We start from the raw sequence: 15,153 nt of genomic DNA on the forward strand, positions 1-15,153 counted from the left end.
AAATGAAAGTAACAAAAGCTGAACTAGAACATGTAGCAGTTAAACCGGAACAATATCCAGCAACGCGTTTACCAGAACTTGCGCTAGCAGGTCGATCTAACGTTGGAAAGTCTTCGTTTATTAACAAAATGCTTAATCGAAAAGGGTTGGCCAGAACGTCTGGTCAACCTGGTAAAACCCAAACTCTTAATTTCTATGAAATTAATGAAATGCTGTATTTCGTTGATGTTCCAGGTTACGGATATGCAAAAGTATCAAAATCAGAACGTGCAGCATGGGGGCGAATGATTGAAACGTATTTGTCGGAAAGAGAAGAGCTTAAAGCTGTTTTACAACTAGTGGATGCTCGTCATAAGCCGTCTGAAGACGATAAGCTAATGTATAACTGGATGAAACATTTTGAGATTCCTGTTATTATTGTCGCAACAAAAGCAGATAAAATCTCAAGATCTAAATGGCAAAAGCACTTAAGTATTATAAGCAAAGAACTTGATCGTGACCCAGATGATCCGCTGCTTTTATTTTCCTCAGAAAGTGGTTATGGAAAAGAAGAAGCTTGGAAAACGATTCAATCTCATTTACAGTTGGCGAAAAATAAGTAGTGTATGCACTGCTTATTTTTTACTTGTTTTGATTGTCTCTGATTGTTCACAAAAAAATTTTGAGTCCTTATTTAGACATGTTATAATTTAGGCATGATATAATGAGAATTGGATAAATTAGAAGAAAGAGATTGGAAACGTACAGCTTTAGGGGGCTTTTTAAATGCATACGATTGTCGTAGGAGTGAATTATAAGTCTGCCCCGGTGGAAATTCGCGAGAAACTAGCTTTTGATGAAGAGCAATTGCCAGCGGCACTTGCCCAGTTGCGTTCAGCGAAAAGTATTATGGAATGTGTGATTCTTTCAACGTGTAATCGCACAGAGCTTTATGTTGTTGCAGATCAAATTCATACCGGAAGGCACTTCACGAAAACTTTTTTAGCAAACTGGTTCTCCATTAATAAAGATGAATTAACGTCATATTTGACGATAAAAGAAAATGATCATGCGGTCGAACATCTTTTTCGAGTAGCGTGTGGTCTTGATTCAATGGTTATTGGCGAAACACAAATTTTAGGTCAAGCCAAACAAGCGTTTCAACTTGCCCAGTCATTGCAAGTGACGGGAACGGTGTTTAATCAATTATTTAAACAAGCCATTACACTCGGTAAACGAGCTCACAGTACGACGGCGATCTCCTCTCAAGCCGTTTCAGTTAGCTATGCCGGTGTCGAGCTGGGGAAAAAAATCTTTGGAAGCTTTGAAGGAAAGCGTGTACTCATTGTGGGTGCAGGTGAAATGAGTGAGCTTACCGCAAAGCATATACATGCGAATGGAGCCGCTTCCATCGTTGTGATGAACCGTAGTCTTGATAAAGCGGAAGCGCTTGCGAATCAGTTTAACGGGGAAGCCGTGTCCTTTCAATATTTAACTGAACAATTAAAGCAAGCAGATGTGGTGATTAGTTCCACAGGTGCAAGGGAATTTGTGCTTACCCAAAACAATACGTCAGATGCGTTACAGGAACGAGAAGATCGTCCTTTATTTATCATTGATATTGCTGTTCCCCGGGATGTCGACCCTGTGTTAAATGAATGGGAAAATGTTCATATTTACGATATTGACCACTTGCAGCATATTGTCGAGTCAAATAAACAAGAGCGTGAGAAAGAAGCAGAAAAGATTTCTCTCATGATTGAAGAAGAAATTGTGGAGTATAATACGTGGGTAAACACACTTGGTGTCGTTCCTATTATTACAGCTTTACGAGGAAAAGCATTACAAATTCAAGGGGATACGATGTCAAGTATTGAGCGTAAACTACCTCATTTAACTGAACGAGAGTTAAAGGTGTTGCGTAAGCATACAAAAAGTATTGTGAATCAATTGCTTCGTGATCCGTTAACAAAAGTAAAAGAACTTGCTGCTGAACCAGATGCGCAGTCTTCTTTACAATTGTTTACTGATATCTTTGCGCTTGAAGAATCTTTGGAAGAACAAAAGGATCGTGAACGACAAAGTGAGATGAAAGCATTATGGAGACAGGAAAGTGGATCATTCACCGAATTAGATGAAAGCATTGCACTTCGCTCATAAACCTTTCTAAAAGATGTTTACAACCAGTTAGTTGGCGGGAATAATTGATGAAAGGTAATGACAAGAGATCGTCTCTTAAGAAAGCCATTTCACACTAAATGAAAATTGTACGAGCAGCAAGCATAAGAAATAAGCGCATCAGTCGGCGACCTTAAGAGAAAGGAAGTAGGTGGACATCTTGAGCGTAAGATAGCTGTCTAATTTCTTTTTTTATGAAAACATCGGTTCTCGCAAATGCGTGAACACGTGTTGAGGAGAACGTCGTCGTTGCGCTTTTTTCATTCACTTTGACGTGAAACAAGTGAATACATAACGATAAATACATAAACGAACGACAGCTGTTTTAGGAGGAAAAGGATGAGAAAAATTGTACTTGGTACAAGAAGAAGTAATCTTGCCATGACGCAAACGAACTGGGTCATTGACCAGTTTAAACAAATGAATGCACCGTTTGAGTTTGAAATAAAAGAAATTGTAACAAAAGGCGATCGCATTTTAGACGTCACGCTTTCCAAAGTTGGTGGAAAGGGGCTTTTCGTAAAAGAAATTGAAGAAGCTTTACGCACAGGGGAAATTGACGTGGCTGTCCATTCTATGAAAGATGTACCGTCAGAAATTTTGCCTGAATTTGATTTGAGTGCCATTACTGACCGTGAAGACCCGAGAGATGCCATTATTAGTGAAAATCATGTTCCTCTTCACGAACTGCCAGAAGGTGCAATCATTGGGACGAGCAGTTTAAGAAGATCTGCCCAAATTTTACACATGTATCCGCATTTAAAAGTTCAGTGGATTCGTGGCAATGTAGAAACGAGATTAAGAAAATTAAAGGAAGAATCCTTCTCTGCCATTGTACTAGCCGCTGCTGGTTTGAATCGTTTAGGGTATGAAGAAGGCACTGTAACCGAGTATTTGCCTGCAGAAGATTGTATTCCAGCGATTGGCCAAGGTGCGCTAGGGTTAGAATGTCGACAGGATGACGATGAAGTGAAAGCCCTTCTTAATCGGATTAATCACCAACAAACAGCCTTAGCCGTTAGAGCGGAACGATCGTTTTTACACAAGCTTAATGGTGGATGCCAAGTGCCTATTGGCGGGTTTGCAACTGTTGATACTGATGGGGAGATTTCGTTAACAGGGTTAGTGGGCTCACCTGATGGAAAAGTGATTTTAAGAGAATCATTAACAGGTCGCGATCCTGAAAAAATGGGACAAGACTTAGCTGAGTTGCTTTCGGCTCAAGGAGCGGAAGATATTTTAAACAAAGTGAGAGAGAATTTAGATCAGTGATGCAACGGTTGCAAAATAAACATATTTTGCTTACACGGGAAAAAGAAGATGCAAAGCTGCTTGCGAAAAGAATTACGGAAGCAGGAGGTACCCCTCATTATTTACCGTTAATCAACATTGTGTATCGTGAATCGTCAGAAGAAATCTATTCACATATTGCTGAATATGATTGGCTTGTGTTTACAAGTGCGAACGGGGTTCGTTCATTTTTTTCTAATTATAAAGATGGTCCGATTCAAGGGAAGATTGCGGCTGTTGGAAAAAAGACAGCGAAGGTCCTTGAGTGTTTTCACCAAAATGTAGCGGTGATTCCCAATGTACAAATAGCGGAATCGTTAGCGCAAACCTTATTAGACCATATTACGCAACGTGATAGCGTGTTAGTGGTAAAAGGTCAACTAGCGGGACAAGTTCTGATAAAAACGCTAACTGCTGCCAATATAGATGTTGACGAACTTGTTACATACGATACCGTCATGCCTAATGATGTCTATGAACAAGCCGCTCGTCTTCCGAATGTTACATTTGATTATGTCACATTAACGAGTGCTTCGACGGCGACGCATTTTCATGATGTGCTACAGAAGTGCCCTTTATCATATAAAACATTTGCCTGTATCGGTCCAAAAACAAGGAGTAGAGCTGACCAGCTAAGGTTAACACCAACGATAACCGCTCAGTCTTATTCAGCTGAGGGATTATTTCATGCGATTATGATGAAGGAGGAACAAACGGATGAACACAACATTTAATCGTCACAGACGATTACGCAAAACGAGTGGAATGCGGGCGATGGTTCGAGAAACGACACTATCTGCTAATGATTTTATTTACCCTTTATTCGTTACAGAAGAGGAGAATCAAAAAAACGAAGTCTCGTCCATGCCAGGCGTCTACCAATATTCATTAGATCGTTTAAATGAAGAAGTTGAAGAAGTACAAAAGCTAGGCATTCATGCCATTATCCTATTCGGTTTGCCGCATCATAAAGACGAAATTGGTTCAGAGGCATTTGCTAGTCATGGTGTCATTCAACGAGCCACTAAACAAATAAAAGAAGTTTTTCCAGACATGTTAGTGATTGCAGATACATGTTTATGCGAGTTTACTGATCACGGTCATTGTGGCATTATCCGCGATGGAGATGTTGTGAATGATGAGAGTCTTGAGCTTTTAGTTCAGACCGCTGTTTCTCAAGCTGAAGCAGGGGCTGATATTATTGCCCCTTCAAATATGATGGATGGCTTTGTGGCAGCGATTCGAAAAGGCTTAGATGAAGCGGGATATGTTGATATACCGATTATGTCTTATGCCGTGAAATATGCGTCTGCTTTTTACGGACCATTCCGTGATGCTGCGAATAGCGCACCAGCATTTGGTGATCGAAAAACGTATCAAATGGATCCTGCTAATCGTGAAGAAGCATTACGAGAAGCCGCATCTGACCTTGAAGAAGGAGCAGATTTTTTAATTGTTAAACCGGCACTGTCTTATTTGGATATTGTTCGAGATGTGAAAGAACGGACAAATGTGCCAATTGTCGCTTACAACGTTAGTGGTGAGTACGCCATGGTGAAAGCAGCTGCACAAAATGGCTGGGTAAACGAAAAAGCGATCGTACTTGAAAAGTTATTAAGCATGAAGCGAGCAGGTGCTTCACTCATTTTAACGTACTTTGCAAAAGATGCTGTTAAATGGTTACAAGAAAAGAATTAGGGGGGAATGGAAACAATGGCCAACTATGAGAAATCAAAGCAAGCGTTTGAACAAGCAAAGCCGCTAATGCCAGGTGGAGTAAATAGTCCAGTACGTGCATTTAAATCGGTTAATATGAACCCGGTTTATATGAAACAAGGAAAAGGATCAAAAATAACGGATTTAGATGATAACCAGTACATTGATTATGTTCTATCATGGGGACCGTTAATTCGCGGTCATGCGGATGATATGGTTGTAGAAGAATTAAAAAAAGCAACAGAGCTTGGTACGAGTTTTGGTGCGCCTCATGAACTGGAAACAAAGCTTGCTGAATTAGTTATTGAGCGTGTCCCTTCAATTGAAGTCGTGCGAATGGTGAACTCTGGTACGGAAGCAACAATGAGCGCCTTACGTTTAGCTAGAGGCTATACAGGACGCAATAAAATCTTGAAGTTTGTTGGCTGCTACCACGGACACGGCGACTCTTTACTAATTAAAGCAGGATCCGGTGTCGCTACCCTCGGTCTACCTGATAGTCCAGGAGTGCCAGAATCTGTTGCAAAAAATACGTTAACGGTGCATTACAATGACCTGGATAGTGTGAAGTATGTTTTTGATCACTATGGAGATGATTTAGCCGCTGTTATTATTGAACCTGTTGCTGGTAATATGGGTGTTGTGCCTCCTGAACCTGGATTTTTAGAGTCGCTTAGAGAATGGACAACGGCTAACGGCACCGTGCTCATTTTTGATGAAGTGATGACTGGTTTCCGCGTAGGCTATGAGTGTGCGCAAGGCGAATTAGGTGTGACACCTGACTTAACGTGTCTTGGCAAAGTGATTGGCGGAGGACTTCCTGTTGGTGCCTTTGGTGGAAAACGTGAAATAATGGAACAAATTGCGCCAAGTGGTCCAATTTATCAAGCTGGAACCCTTTCTGGGAACCCGTTAGCTATGACAGCAGGGTACTATACGTTGTCACAGCTGACAAGAGAGGATTACGATACGTTCCGTCGACAAGGGGAACGTCTAGAACAAGGGCTTGCAGAAGCAGCATCAGCTCACGGCATTCCTCATACGATAAATCGTGCCGGTTCAATGATTGGTTTGTTCTTTACGAATGAGAAAGTAACCAATTTTGAGCAAGCAAAAACATCAGACTTAGATTTATTTGCAAACTATTTCAGAGGCATGCTTGCAGAAGGAATTTCGATTGCGCCTTCACAATTTGAAGGGTTGTTCCTTTCCACGACGCACTCTGATGAAGATATTGAAGAAACGATTGCTGCTGCCAATCGAGTGTTTGCGTCCCTTGCATCGAAATAAATAGAATGCACACGGAAGAAATCTTCTTGAATGAAACGATCATTCAGGAAGATTTTTTTTGACTACATGTTTATCGTTCTGTCAATTTCATAACGAATGAGAAAGGTAGCATATTCATCGTCGCGTGCACATAGACGTAATAGTGTACGTGTACAACGGATCACGGTGAAAAAGGAGGAATTAAATTGTCTCAAGAACAGTCGTCAGCATTAACGTTTTCAATTGAAGACTCTGTTTGGCTTAATAAAGGACAACAAATTGATGAAATTATTGGGATGTCCCTCACACCTGAAATTTCTGTCATGCAAATGGATGATCACGTCACGATTCAAGGTGGCCTTCGTTTTGTTGGTGAGTACAAAATGATGGAAGAAAACAGACAGATGGATGAGGAAGAGATGGATGAAGATGAAGATTCTTCATTTACAGCTCTTAGTGATTTCCGTAACTCTGGTGATATTCAAAAAGAGACAGAAACAGGCACTGGACAAATTGAGCATGTGTTTCCAATTGACATCACAATTCCAATGACTCGCATTCAGCATGTAGATGATATTTATGTAGAAGTGTCTAGTTTTGATTACGATTTACCAGAAAAAAGTTGTATTCAGCTTACTGCTGATGTTTCAATTAGTGGCGTAAAGTCAGACGAGCAACAGCGTGAAATTGAATTGATTGATGCAGAGTATGATTATGAAGAAACAGAAGAAGACATTGAAACGGTCGTGCAGGAAGAAGAAGCGCAAGAAGAAAGCACTGCATTCCAATTTGAAGCGTATAAGTCTCACCAAGAAGAGCCTGAAGAAGAGGCTGAAGAGGTGCAAGTCGCTTATGAGCCAAAAGAAGAGGCGCCTTCATATGAACGCAATCGTTCAATGGAGCAAGATATAATTGAGACATTTCAGCAATCAGACTGGCAGGAAGAAGATCATCAAGTGGAAGCTCAATCAGATCCTACCACATACTCAAATCAAGATGTGGAAGAAGCTCCGGCTTATCGATATGTAACAGAAACAGAGCAAATGGATGTCCATGAAAGCTATGAGCCTGAAGAAGTGGATATTGAAGAAGAAGTACAAGAAGCCGTCAAAAAAGAAAGAGATAGTGCTTCTTACTTAACGAGTATGCTTCGAAACGAAGACGAGCAGTTTTCAAGATGGAAAATGTGTATTATCCAAGAAGAAGAAACGCTTCAAGTCATTGCCGATCGCTACGAACTTTCCACTAGCCAACTTACGCGATACAACAACTTAGATAGTGAAAAAGTTGAAGAGGGGCAAATTATCTATATACCTTCGAAGAGTAAGTAGGTGACCTATGATTGAGCGCTTAAAAAATGAGTACGGGTTTAAGGAAGCATCTTCTATCGAGGGAAACCAGCTTGAGACGGATAAAGGGGTAAAACAGCTTTGCTACTGGAAAGATGAGGACTGTTTGAAATGGCATATAGCATGGCGTGACCACTGTAGTGTCGCGCCTTATGTGATTATGAATCGTATGTTGCGAACAAAAAAAGGCTCTGCTTATATTCAAGAGGGAGATGCTTATATTAGTGTACATGATGTGATCCGCTCAAATGAGAGAGAAAAAGGAAGCGAAGCACATTGGGGAGAACTAGTGGGCGTAATGATCATAAATGGGCGGGAAGATCGAACCGTTAAACCGTTATCGGGAAACATTGAACAGGAGTATCCATTTTTAGAACAAGCCAATCGGCAGCAAAAATTGTTTTTTTATACGTTTCTTCAAGAAGCCAATCGTCGCTTAAATCAAGCAAAAAAAGTCTTGCGTGCTGACGAAATCGAGGTTCCTAAAATGGCGAATATAAGCAATCTTAGAGGGGAAATCTATGGATCACTGTTTGTTGTTGAAGGGGGTACGGAAAGGCCCGAATACGGCTATGATTCCTTGAATGCTTTTCTAAAAGAATGGTATTTAAATGAAGGAGAGCAGTCCCTTGAGGCTCTATTAGACGCAGTTGACCAAAAAGCACAACTTACTGCTTACGAACGAAAAGCCATTATGGCGACGGTATTACTTCCAGATGAGGTAAAGAGACTAAACCAGGAATCGGAGACGATGAATGAAGCAGAAGTAAGCGAGGTCATTGCTCAGTTGAAAGAAGAGTGGGATCGGACTCAGTCTTTTGCTTCAACCTTAGCAAAATGGCTTGATTCAAAGAAGGTGAAGAAATGAATGCGTTTATAGAAGCATTACTCTATTATTATGATTTAATGCCAACTGCGATTGAACAAAAAGGCAAGATTTATCGAGTGGAGACGGAGCAAGGGGTCTTTGCTTTAAAAGAGTCGAGTATGGATCCTGTACAGGCAGAAGAGTGTATTCATGCTGTTAGAAAACTGGCGCGACTTAAATATCAGTCATTTGTTCCCATCGTGCCAACAAAATTTGGGGAACATTCCTTATTTATTTCTGGGAAATCCTATTATTTAATGCCGTGGATTGAAACGCAAGATTATCAAGGAAGACAGTCTGTTGAAGAAATTATGGCAGATTCAATTGGGACGATTCATCGAATGACGGTAAAATCTCAAACCGCAACGAAAGAAGTCATTGATCAATCTTGTGAACGATTACTATCAAGGTGGGAGATGCATTCTCTTGAATTAGCTCGATTTGCAGATGAAGCTGAAATGAAACCTTATTTATCTCCATTTGAACTGTCGTTTCTGACTCATTTTAAAATGTTTGAACAGTTAGCTGATGAAGCAACGACTCACTTGGAGAAGTGGTACAAGACTACTGTTGACAAAGGATCTTATCGCAGTGTCTTAACCCATGGTCGCTTATCGAGGAGCCACTTTTTGCATGCGACGAATGGACAACATTTATTTATAAACTTTGAACGGGCAAGTTTGGATACGCCTGCAAGAGATTTAGCGACATTGTGTCGTCACGGCTTTCCGCATTCCCTATGGGATGAAGATGAAGTGCTGCGCTGGTTTGCACGGTATGAACAACACTTACCATTAATTAACGCAGAAAAGTATCTAGTGAGTGCTTATCTTTTGTTTCCTGAACCGATTTACTATACGATGATGAATTATCGTCAAGGTGGGAACGAGCTTGAATTAACGCAAAAACTTGAGAAGCGCATTTATGCGCTACGTAAAGTTCAGCGTTTTGTTCCGAAAATTGTGCCGCAAGATGAAGAACAGGCAAGTAATCAGTCCTAAGCTGATGCTTGCTTTTTTATGATTTTACACTTGAAAAAAAGAAAAAAATGGCATTAAATAGATAGAAGAATGCGTAGTTTAGGACGATGCGGGTATGCTTAAAGTAACAGCAGACGTGAGGGAGTAGGTGTAAGGGATGAAACAAGGAATACCTTATGAAAAGCTTGAAGAAAAAAAGAGTAAGCTTAGCGCTGAAAAAAAAGTGCTTTTTGAAGAGGTCGTCCACTATATGGAAGCCGCAAGCTTTTCGAAACGGAAGCGATACCAACTGCTACATCAAGTGTTAGATGAATGGATCTATGCTGAAAAACATAATCTTGAATTAGCTCTTAATCAAAAAAATATTTATACGTATTGTGAGAAGCGAACAAAGGGACTTCCTCAAATGTCAACAGCGTTAAAAACAGCATTATTGCTGAGAGGCGGAGTTTTTCTTTTTGTTATCTATTTTGTCTTACAGCTTATTATTCAAACAGTAGGATTATTTGAGCCGAATATCCAAGCAGCGTCCTTTTCATTTCTGCCAATCTTATTGCTAGCAGGATTTGGTTTATTAGGTGTCTATGTATTTGACAAAAGTAGTCAAAAAGAAAAGACCTTTATGTGGAAGATGTCAGGTATTCTTCTACAAGCTGCTGCTTTTCTACTCTTTTTTGCAAGTATGCGATTGTGGGATGGTGTGCTAACGATTCAATTAAACTTGTTGAATTCATTTATTCTCGCACTCTTTTTTACTGTTACGTTTTTTCTAGTTGGAAAATGGAAGCAACAACTTGAAGAAAAAGAAACGGAAAGGGATCAAAATGATGTCATCTTATTTTCCTAAGATGAGTCTTAGACGATCCCAAAGAACAAGCAGATAAAAAAGACGATCATAAGGGTTAAAAGGAATAAATCAACCGCTGTTGGTAAAAGCAACGTGCGAATGAGCTGAAACACTAAAATCGGCGGTAAACATTGCAAACAAATGAACTTAAAGCGACCAAATTTTTTAGGCGGACCAGGTGGGGGACATGGGGGTGGAAACCCTTGAAATCGTTTCGCCATCGTGTCAGTTCCTCCTTAATCGTATTGTTTCTGTAGTGTATGCACAGCGCCTAAAACTGTTGCAAAAACAGTTGAAGATGTATAGACTATAGAAAATAAGCCAAAGCTGTTATTGACGAAAGTGAAAGCAAACGATAAAATACGAACATAACCTATAAAACAAGCTATGATCAGGAGGAGTAAAGAAACTGCTTCTTTAGAGAGGAAAGACCTCGGCTGAAAGTCTTTCTAGAAAGTAAGTTCTTGAAAGTCGCCTGTAAGCTTTTCTGTTGAACGATGAAGTAAGCAGAAACGGACCGAACCGTTATTCGATTTGAGTTGCACAGAGATCGTTCTGTGAACAAAGGTGGCACCGCGAACAATCCCTTCGTCCTTTGAGACGGAAGGGTTTTTTTGTATTTTATTTTAAAGAAGGAGGACTGTTTAATGACGGAACAGCATGCAATGCCGACAAAATATGATCCGAGTGAAACAGAGAAGAAATGGTATGATTATTGGAAGAAAGGCGGTTTTTTTACACCTACTGATGATCCGGATAAGGAACCGTATTCAATTGTTATTCCTCCACCAAACGTAACTGGAAAGCTACATTTAGGCCATGCGTGGGATGCGACGTTACAAGATATTCTTGCTCGTACAAAGCGTATGCAAGGGTACGATACACTTTGGCTTCCGGGAATGGATCATGCCGGAATCGCAACGCAAGCAAAAGTAGAGGCTCGACTAAAGGAACAAGGAATTTCCAAGCATGATCTAGGCCGAGAAGGGTTTCTTGAGAAGTCATGGGAATGGAAAGAAGAGTATGCAGAATTTATTCGCCAGCAGTGGGCTAAAGTCGGAATCTCTGTTGACTATTCAAGAGAACGATTTACGCTTGATTCTGGTTTATCAGATGCCGTCAATGAAGTGTTCGTTTCTCTTTATGAAAAAGGACTTATCTACCGAGGCGAGTATATTATTAACTGGGATCCACAAACAAAAACGGCGCTTTCTGATATTGAGGTTATTCACCAAGACGTCCAAGGTGCGTTTTACCATATGGAATACCCGTTAGTAGATGGTACAGGGTCAATTAAAATTGCAACGACTCGTCCTGAGACGATGCTCGGTGATACCGCGGTAGCCGTTCATCCAAAAGACGAGCGTTATAGCCATTTAGTCGGCAAAAGCGTTAAACTTCCTATTGTCGGGCGAGAAATTCCGATTGTTGCAGACGATTATGTTGATCGTGAATTTGGTTCTGGCGCTGTAAAAATTACACCTGCGCATGACCCGAATGATTTTGAAATTGGTAATCGCCACGATCTTCCTCGCGTCTTGGTTATGAATGAAGATGGTACGATGAATGAACATGCAGGCATCTACCAAGGACTTGACCGATTTGAATGCCGTAAAAAAATTGTCAAAGACCTTCAAGAAACAGGCGTCCTATTTGAAATTGAAGAACACTTGCATTCAGTTGGTCATTCTGAACGAAGTGGTGCCGTTGTTGAACCGTATTTATCCACACAATGGTTCGTGAAAATGCAGCCTCTTGCGGAAGAGTCACTTAAGATGCAAGAAGATGAAGAGACGAAAATTACGTTTGTGCCAGAGCGCTTTGAACATACGTATACACGCTGGATGGAAAACATTCGCGACTGGTGTATTTCAAGACAGCTTTGGTGGGGCCACCGTATCCCTGCTTGGTATCATAAAGAAACCAATGAACTGTACGTAGGAAAAGAAGCGCCAGCAGACAGCGAAAATTGGGTACAGGATGAAGACGTGCTTGATACGTGGTTTTCCTCTGCGTTATGGCCATTTTCTACAATGGGCTGGCCGAATGAAGACGCAGAAGATTTAAAGCGATACTATCCAACAGACGTTCTTGTAACAGGCTACGACATCATTGAATTCTGGGTATCACGAATGATTTTCCAAGGAAAAGCTTTTACGAATGAACGACCGTTTAAAGATGTGCTAATCCATGGCTTAATTCGTGCAGCGGATGGCAAGAAAATGAGTAAATCACTTGGAAACGGTGTTGATCCGCAAGACGTCATTGAAAAGTATGGCGCCGATTCCCTTCGTTTCTTCTTAGCAACCGGGAGTACGCCAGGCAATGACTTACGTTTTTACTGGGAAAAAGTCGAATCGACGTGGAACTTTGGAAACAAGATTTGGAATGCGTCTCGCTTTGCCTTGATGAACATGGAAGGCTTAAGCTATGACGAGATTGACATAACGAAAGAAAAAACAATTGCGGACAAATGGATCTTGACACGTCTTGGTGAAACGGCAGAGACCGTGACCCGCTTAATTGATAGCTATGAGTTTGGTGAAGCAGGACGGACGCTGTATTCCTTTATTTGGGACGATGTATGTGATTGGTACATTGAAATGGCGAAGTTAACGCTTTACGGGGAAAATGAAGAAGCAAAAGCTACGACACGTTCGGTTCTCGCCTACGTGTTGGACCATACGATGCGTATGCTCCATCCGTTTATGCCGTTTATTACAGAAGAAATTTGGCAGCACTTGCCGCACCAAGGAGAGTCGATTACGGTTGCGGAATGGCCAGCGTTTACACGTTCCTTTAACAATCAAGAAGCGGTTGAAGATATGGAGACGTTAAAGACATTAATTCGTTCAATTCGAAACACCCGTTCAGAACTAAACGTGCCGATGAGTAAGCAAATTGAACTGTTCATTCGCCCTTCAGATGATGCGATGAAAGCTCGATTAGAGCGCGGTTCGCTTTACATTGAGAAATTCGCCAATCCAAGTCAACTGATCATTCAAAAAGACCTAGAAACACCGGAAAAAGCGATGTCTCATGCGTTAACAGGAATGGACATTTTCTTACCGCTTGCAGGTTTATTAGATATAGATGCAGAAATTGCCCGTCTAGAAAAAGAAAAAGAGAAGTTAACGAAGGAAGTTGAACGGATCGAGAAAAAATTGGGCAACGAAGGCTTTGTTGCGAAAGCACCAGCTCATGTCGTTGAAGAAGAAAAAAGCAAAAAAGAAGACTATGAGTTAAAACGCAAAAAAGTCATCGATCGAATTGAAGAATTAAGTGCCTAAACAAATTGAGCTCAAGCGAGTATACGCTTGAGCTTCTTTTAAGGAGGAAGTACATTGAAAACGAGTAAAGAGGCGATTGAGTGGATTCATTCTCTTTTACCTTTTGGCATAAAACCAGGTCTAAAGCGAATGGAATGGATGCTTGAACAACTGAATAACCCCCACAAAAAGCTAAAGGCCGTTCACATTGGCGGAACAAATGGAAAAGGGTCTACCGTCAGCTTTTTACAACATATGTTGATGGAAAAAGGCTGGCAAGTAGGTACGTTTACGTCACCGTATATTGAACGTTTTGAAGAACGAATCTCGATTAATGGAGAACCCATCTCAGAAAAAGACCTTGTTTGGGGAGCAAATCAAGTACGTCCGCTTGTAGAAGAACTTGCAGAGACTGAGCTCGGTTCGCCGACCGAATTCGAAGTAATTACCACAATCATGTTCGTTTATTTTGCTACGCGAAAGCAACCTGATCTTTGTTTAATTGAAGTTGGACTAGGTGGTCGATTTGATTCAACCAATGTACTTGAACCGCTCGTATCCATTATTACAATGATTGGACACGATCACATGCATATTTTAGGAGACACGTTAGAAGACATTGCATATGAAAAAGCAGGTATTATAAAAAAAAGCACGCCTGTTATTATTGGTGATGTAAAAGGTGAGCCAAAACAGGTCATCGCCAATCAAGCTGCTACTCAAGATGCGGCTGTATACTTATTAAATGAAGACTTTTCTTATGAAACAGTTAAGTCCGACCAATTTAGTTACCACGGAACTACGTTTGGCTCGTACCGCTTATCTATGCTTGGGACGCATCAGCATCATAACGCAACCCTTGCATTAAAGGCGATTGAAATACTGGATGACGTGTGCGAAATGTCGACTTCACCTGAAGAAAAAGCAAAGGGGTTACTACGCACAACGTGGCCCGGGCGATTGGAGGGGCTTTCCAATCAGCCAGCACTAATCGTTGATGGTGCTCATAATCAAGAAGGATTTTTAGCACTTGCGGACACCATTCAGCATCAGTTTCATGAAAAACGAATTTCGCTGTTTATCGGAGTTACGGAAGGTAAAGATGTGACGCCGCTAGTAAAACAACTAAAAGAATTAATGGTTACGTACTATTGTTGTTCCTTTTCATTTTTCCGAGCAGCTCCTGCGCAACAACTATATGACCAAATTGAACACACTACAGAAAAACTGCTTGTTGAAAACTGGAAGCAGGCGTTAAAAGATCGATATGAAACAGCTACTGAGGACGAATTAATTATTATTACAGGTTCGCTTTATTTTATTGCCGACGTTCGTCAATTTGTGCAGCGTTTAAATAACTAGCAGGTAAATGACCAATTTTGTTGAATCATAGAACAGTCCCATAAAA

Annotated in this window: 13 protein-coding genes and 1 other annotated feature; of the genes, 12 read left to right on the top strand and 1 reads right to left on the bottom strand. The window is 40.8% G+C overall.

From position 1 onward, the window contains the following. The first annotated feature begins 2 nt into the window (after positions 1–2). The 10 genes from yihA to ACE1TH_RS02505 all read left to right on the top strand — a co-directional run bounded on the left by yihA (position 3) and on the right by ACE1TH_RS02505 (position 10,476). Positions 3–602, top strand: coding sequence for a ribosome biogenesis GTP-binding protein YihA/YsxC (yihA, locus tag ACE1TH_RS02460; RefSeq protein WP_099301404.1), 600 nt, complete (start codon positions 3–5; stop codon positions 600–602). A 163-nt stretch (positions 603–765) separates the two neighbouring features. Then, entirely contained in the window at positions 766–2,139 is a 1,374-nt protein-coding gene (gene hemA, locus ACE1TH_RS02465) for a glutamyl-tRNA reductase (RefSeq protein WP_099301403.1), read from the top strand. 357 nt (positions 2,140–2,496) lie between these two features. Further along, positions 2,497–3,429 (top strand): hydroxymethylbilane synthase, encoded by a 933-nt coding sequence (hemC, locus tag ACE1TH_RS02470; protein WP_099301402.1) that lies wholly within the window; start codon positions 2,497–2,499, stop codon positions 3,427–3,429. Further along, positions 3,429–4,181, top strand: a complete 753-nt coding sequence (locus ACE1TH_RS02475; RefSeq protein ID WP_099301401.1) for a uroporphyrinogen-III synthase — start codon at positions 3,429–3,431, stop codon at positions 4,179–4,181. The genes hemC and ACE1TH_RS02475 overlap by 1 nt, the downstream gene beginning before the upstream one ends. Next, positions 4,165–5,145: a porphobilinogen synthase gene (gene hemB / locus ACE1TH_RS02480; protein ID WP_099301400.1), complete on the top strand. Its 981-nt coding sequence runs from the start codon at positions 4,165–4,167 to the stop codon at positions 5,143–5,145. The genes ACE1TH_RS02475 and hemB overlap by 17 nt, the downstream gene beginning before the upstream one ends. A 15-nt stretch (positions 5,146–5,160) precedes the next feature. Beyond that, entirely contained in the window at positions 5,161–6,453 is a 1,293-nt protein-coding gene (hemL, locus tag ACE1TH_RS02485; protein ID WP_375078789.1) for a glutamate-1-semialdehyde 2,1-aminomutase, read from the top strand. A 185-nt stretch (positions 6,454–6,638) separates the two neighbouring features. Next, complete coding sequence (spoVID, locus tag ACE1TH_RS02490; RefSeq protein ID WP_375078316.1) at positions 6,639–7,763, top strand: stage VI sporulation protein D; 1,125 nt, start codon at positions 6,639–6,641, stop codon at positions 7,761–7,763. Positions 7,764–7,770: 7 nt separating this feature from the next. Continuing rightward, positions 7,771–8,649: a hypothetical protein gene (locus tag ACE1TH_RS02495; RefSeq protein WP_375078317.1), complete on the top strand. Its 879-nt coding sequence runs from the start codon at positions 7,771–7,773 to the stop codon at positions 8,647–8,649. Continuing rightward, a complete protein-coding gene (gene ysxE, locus ACE1TH_RS02500) occupies positions 8,646–9,650 on the top strand; it encodes a spore coat protein YsxE (protein WP_375078318.1) in 1,005 nt (334 codons plus the stop codon). Before ACE1TH_RS02495 ends, ysxE begins: the two co-directional genes overlap by 4 nt. 136 nt (positions 9,651–9,786) lie before the next feature. Further along, positions 9,787–10,476, top strand: a complete 690-nt coding sequence (locus ACE1TH_RS02505; protein WP_099301395.1) for a hypothetical protein — start codon at positions 9,787–9,789, stop codon at positions 10,474–10,476. An 8-nt stretch (positions 10,477–10,484) separates the two neighbouring features. Here ACE1TH_RS02505 and ACE1TH_RS02510 read toward each other — a convergent pair whose 3' ends face one another. Further along, the gene (locus ACE1TH_RS02510; RefSeq protein WP_255223476.1) at positions 10,485–10,697 is read right to left on the bottom strand and encodes a hypothetical protein; all 213 of its coding nucleotides are present in this window, start codon (positions 10,695–10,697) and stop codon (positions 10,485–10,487) included. Between the two features lie 157 nt (positions 10,698–10,854). After that, positions 10,855–11,075: a binding site (T-box leader), on the top strand. Between the two features lie 48 nt (positions 11,076–11,123). On the opposite strand from ACE1TH_RS02510, the gene ACE1TH_RS02515 reads away from it, so the two are divergent. Then, positions 11,124–13,766 carry a valine--tRNA ligase gene (locus ACE1TH_RS02515; protein WP_375078319.1) on the top strand — a complete coding sequence of 881 codons (2,643 nt, stop codon included), beginning with the start codon at positions 11,124–11,126 and terminating at the stop codon, positions 13,764–13,766. A 54-nt stretch (positions 13,767–13,820) separates the two neighbouring features. Then, positions 13,821–15,107 (top strand): bifunctional folylpolyglutamate synthase/dihydrofolate synthase, encoded by a 1,287-nt coding sequence (locus ACE1TH_RS02520; RefSeq protein ID WP_375078320.1) that lies wholly within the window; start codon positions 13,821–13,823, stop codon positions 15,105–15,107. Positions 15,108–15,153 lie beyond the last annotated feature (46 nt).

Origin of the sequence: Shouchella sp. JSM 1781072, assembly GCF_041949915.1 — a bacterium.
In the GTDB taxonomy this organism is placed as follows: domain Bacteria; phylum Bacillota; class Bacilli; order Bacillales; family Bacillaceae_D; genus Shouchella.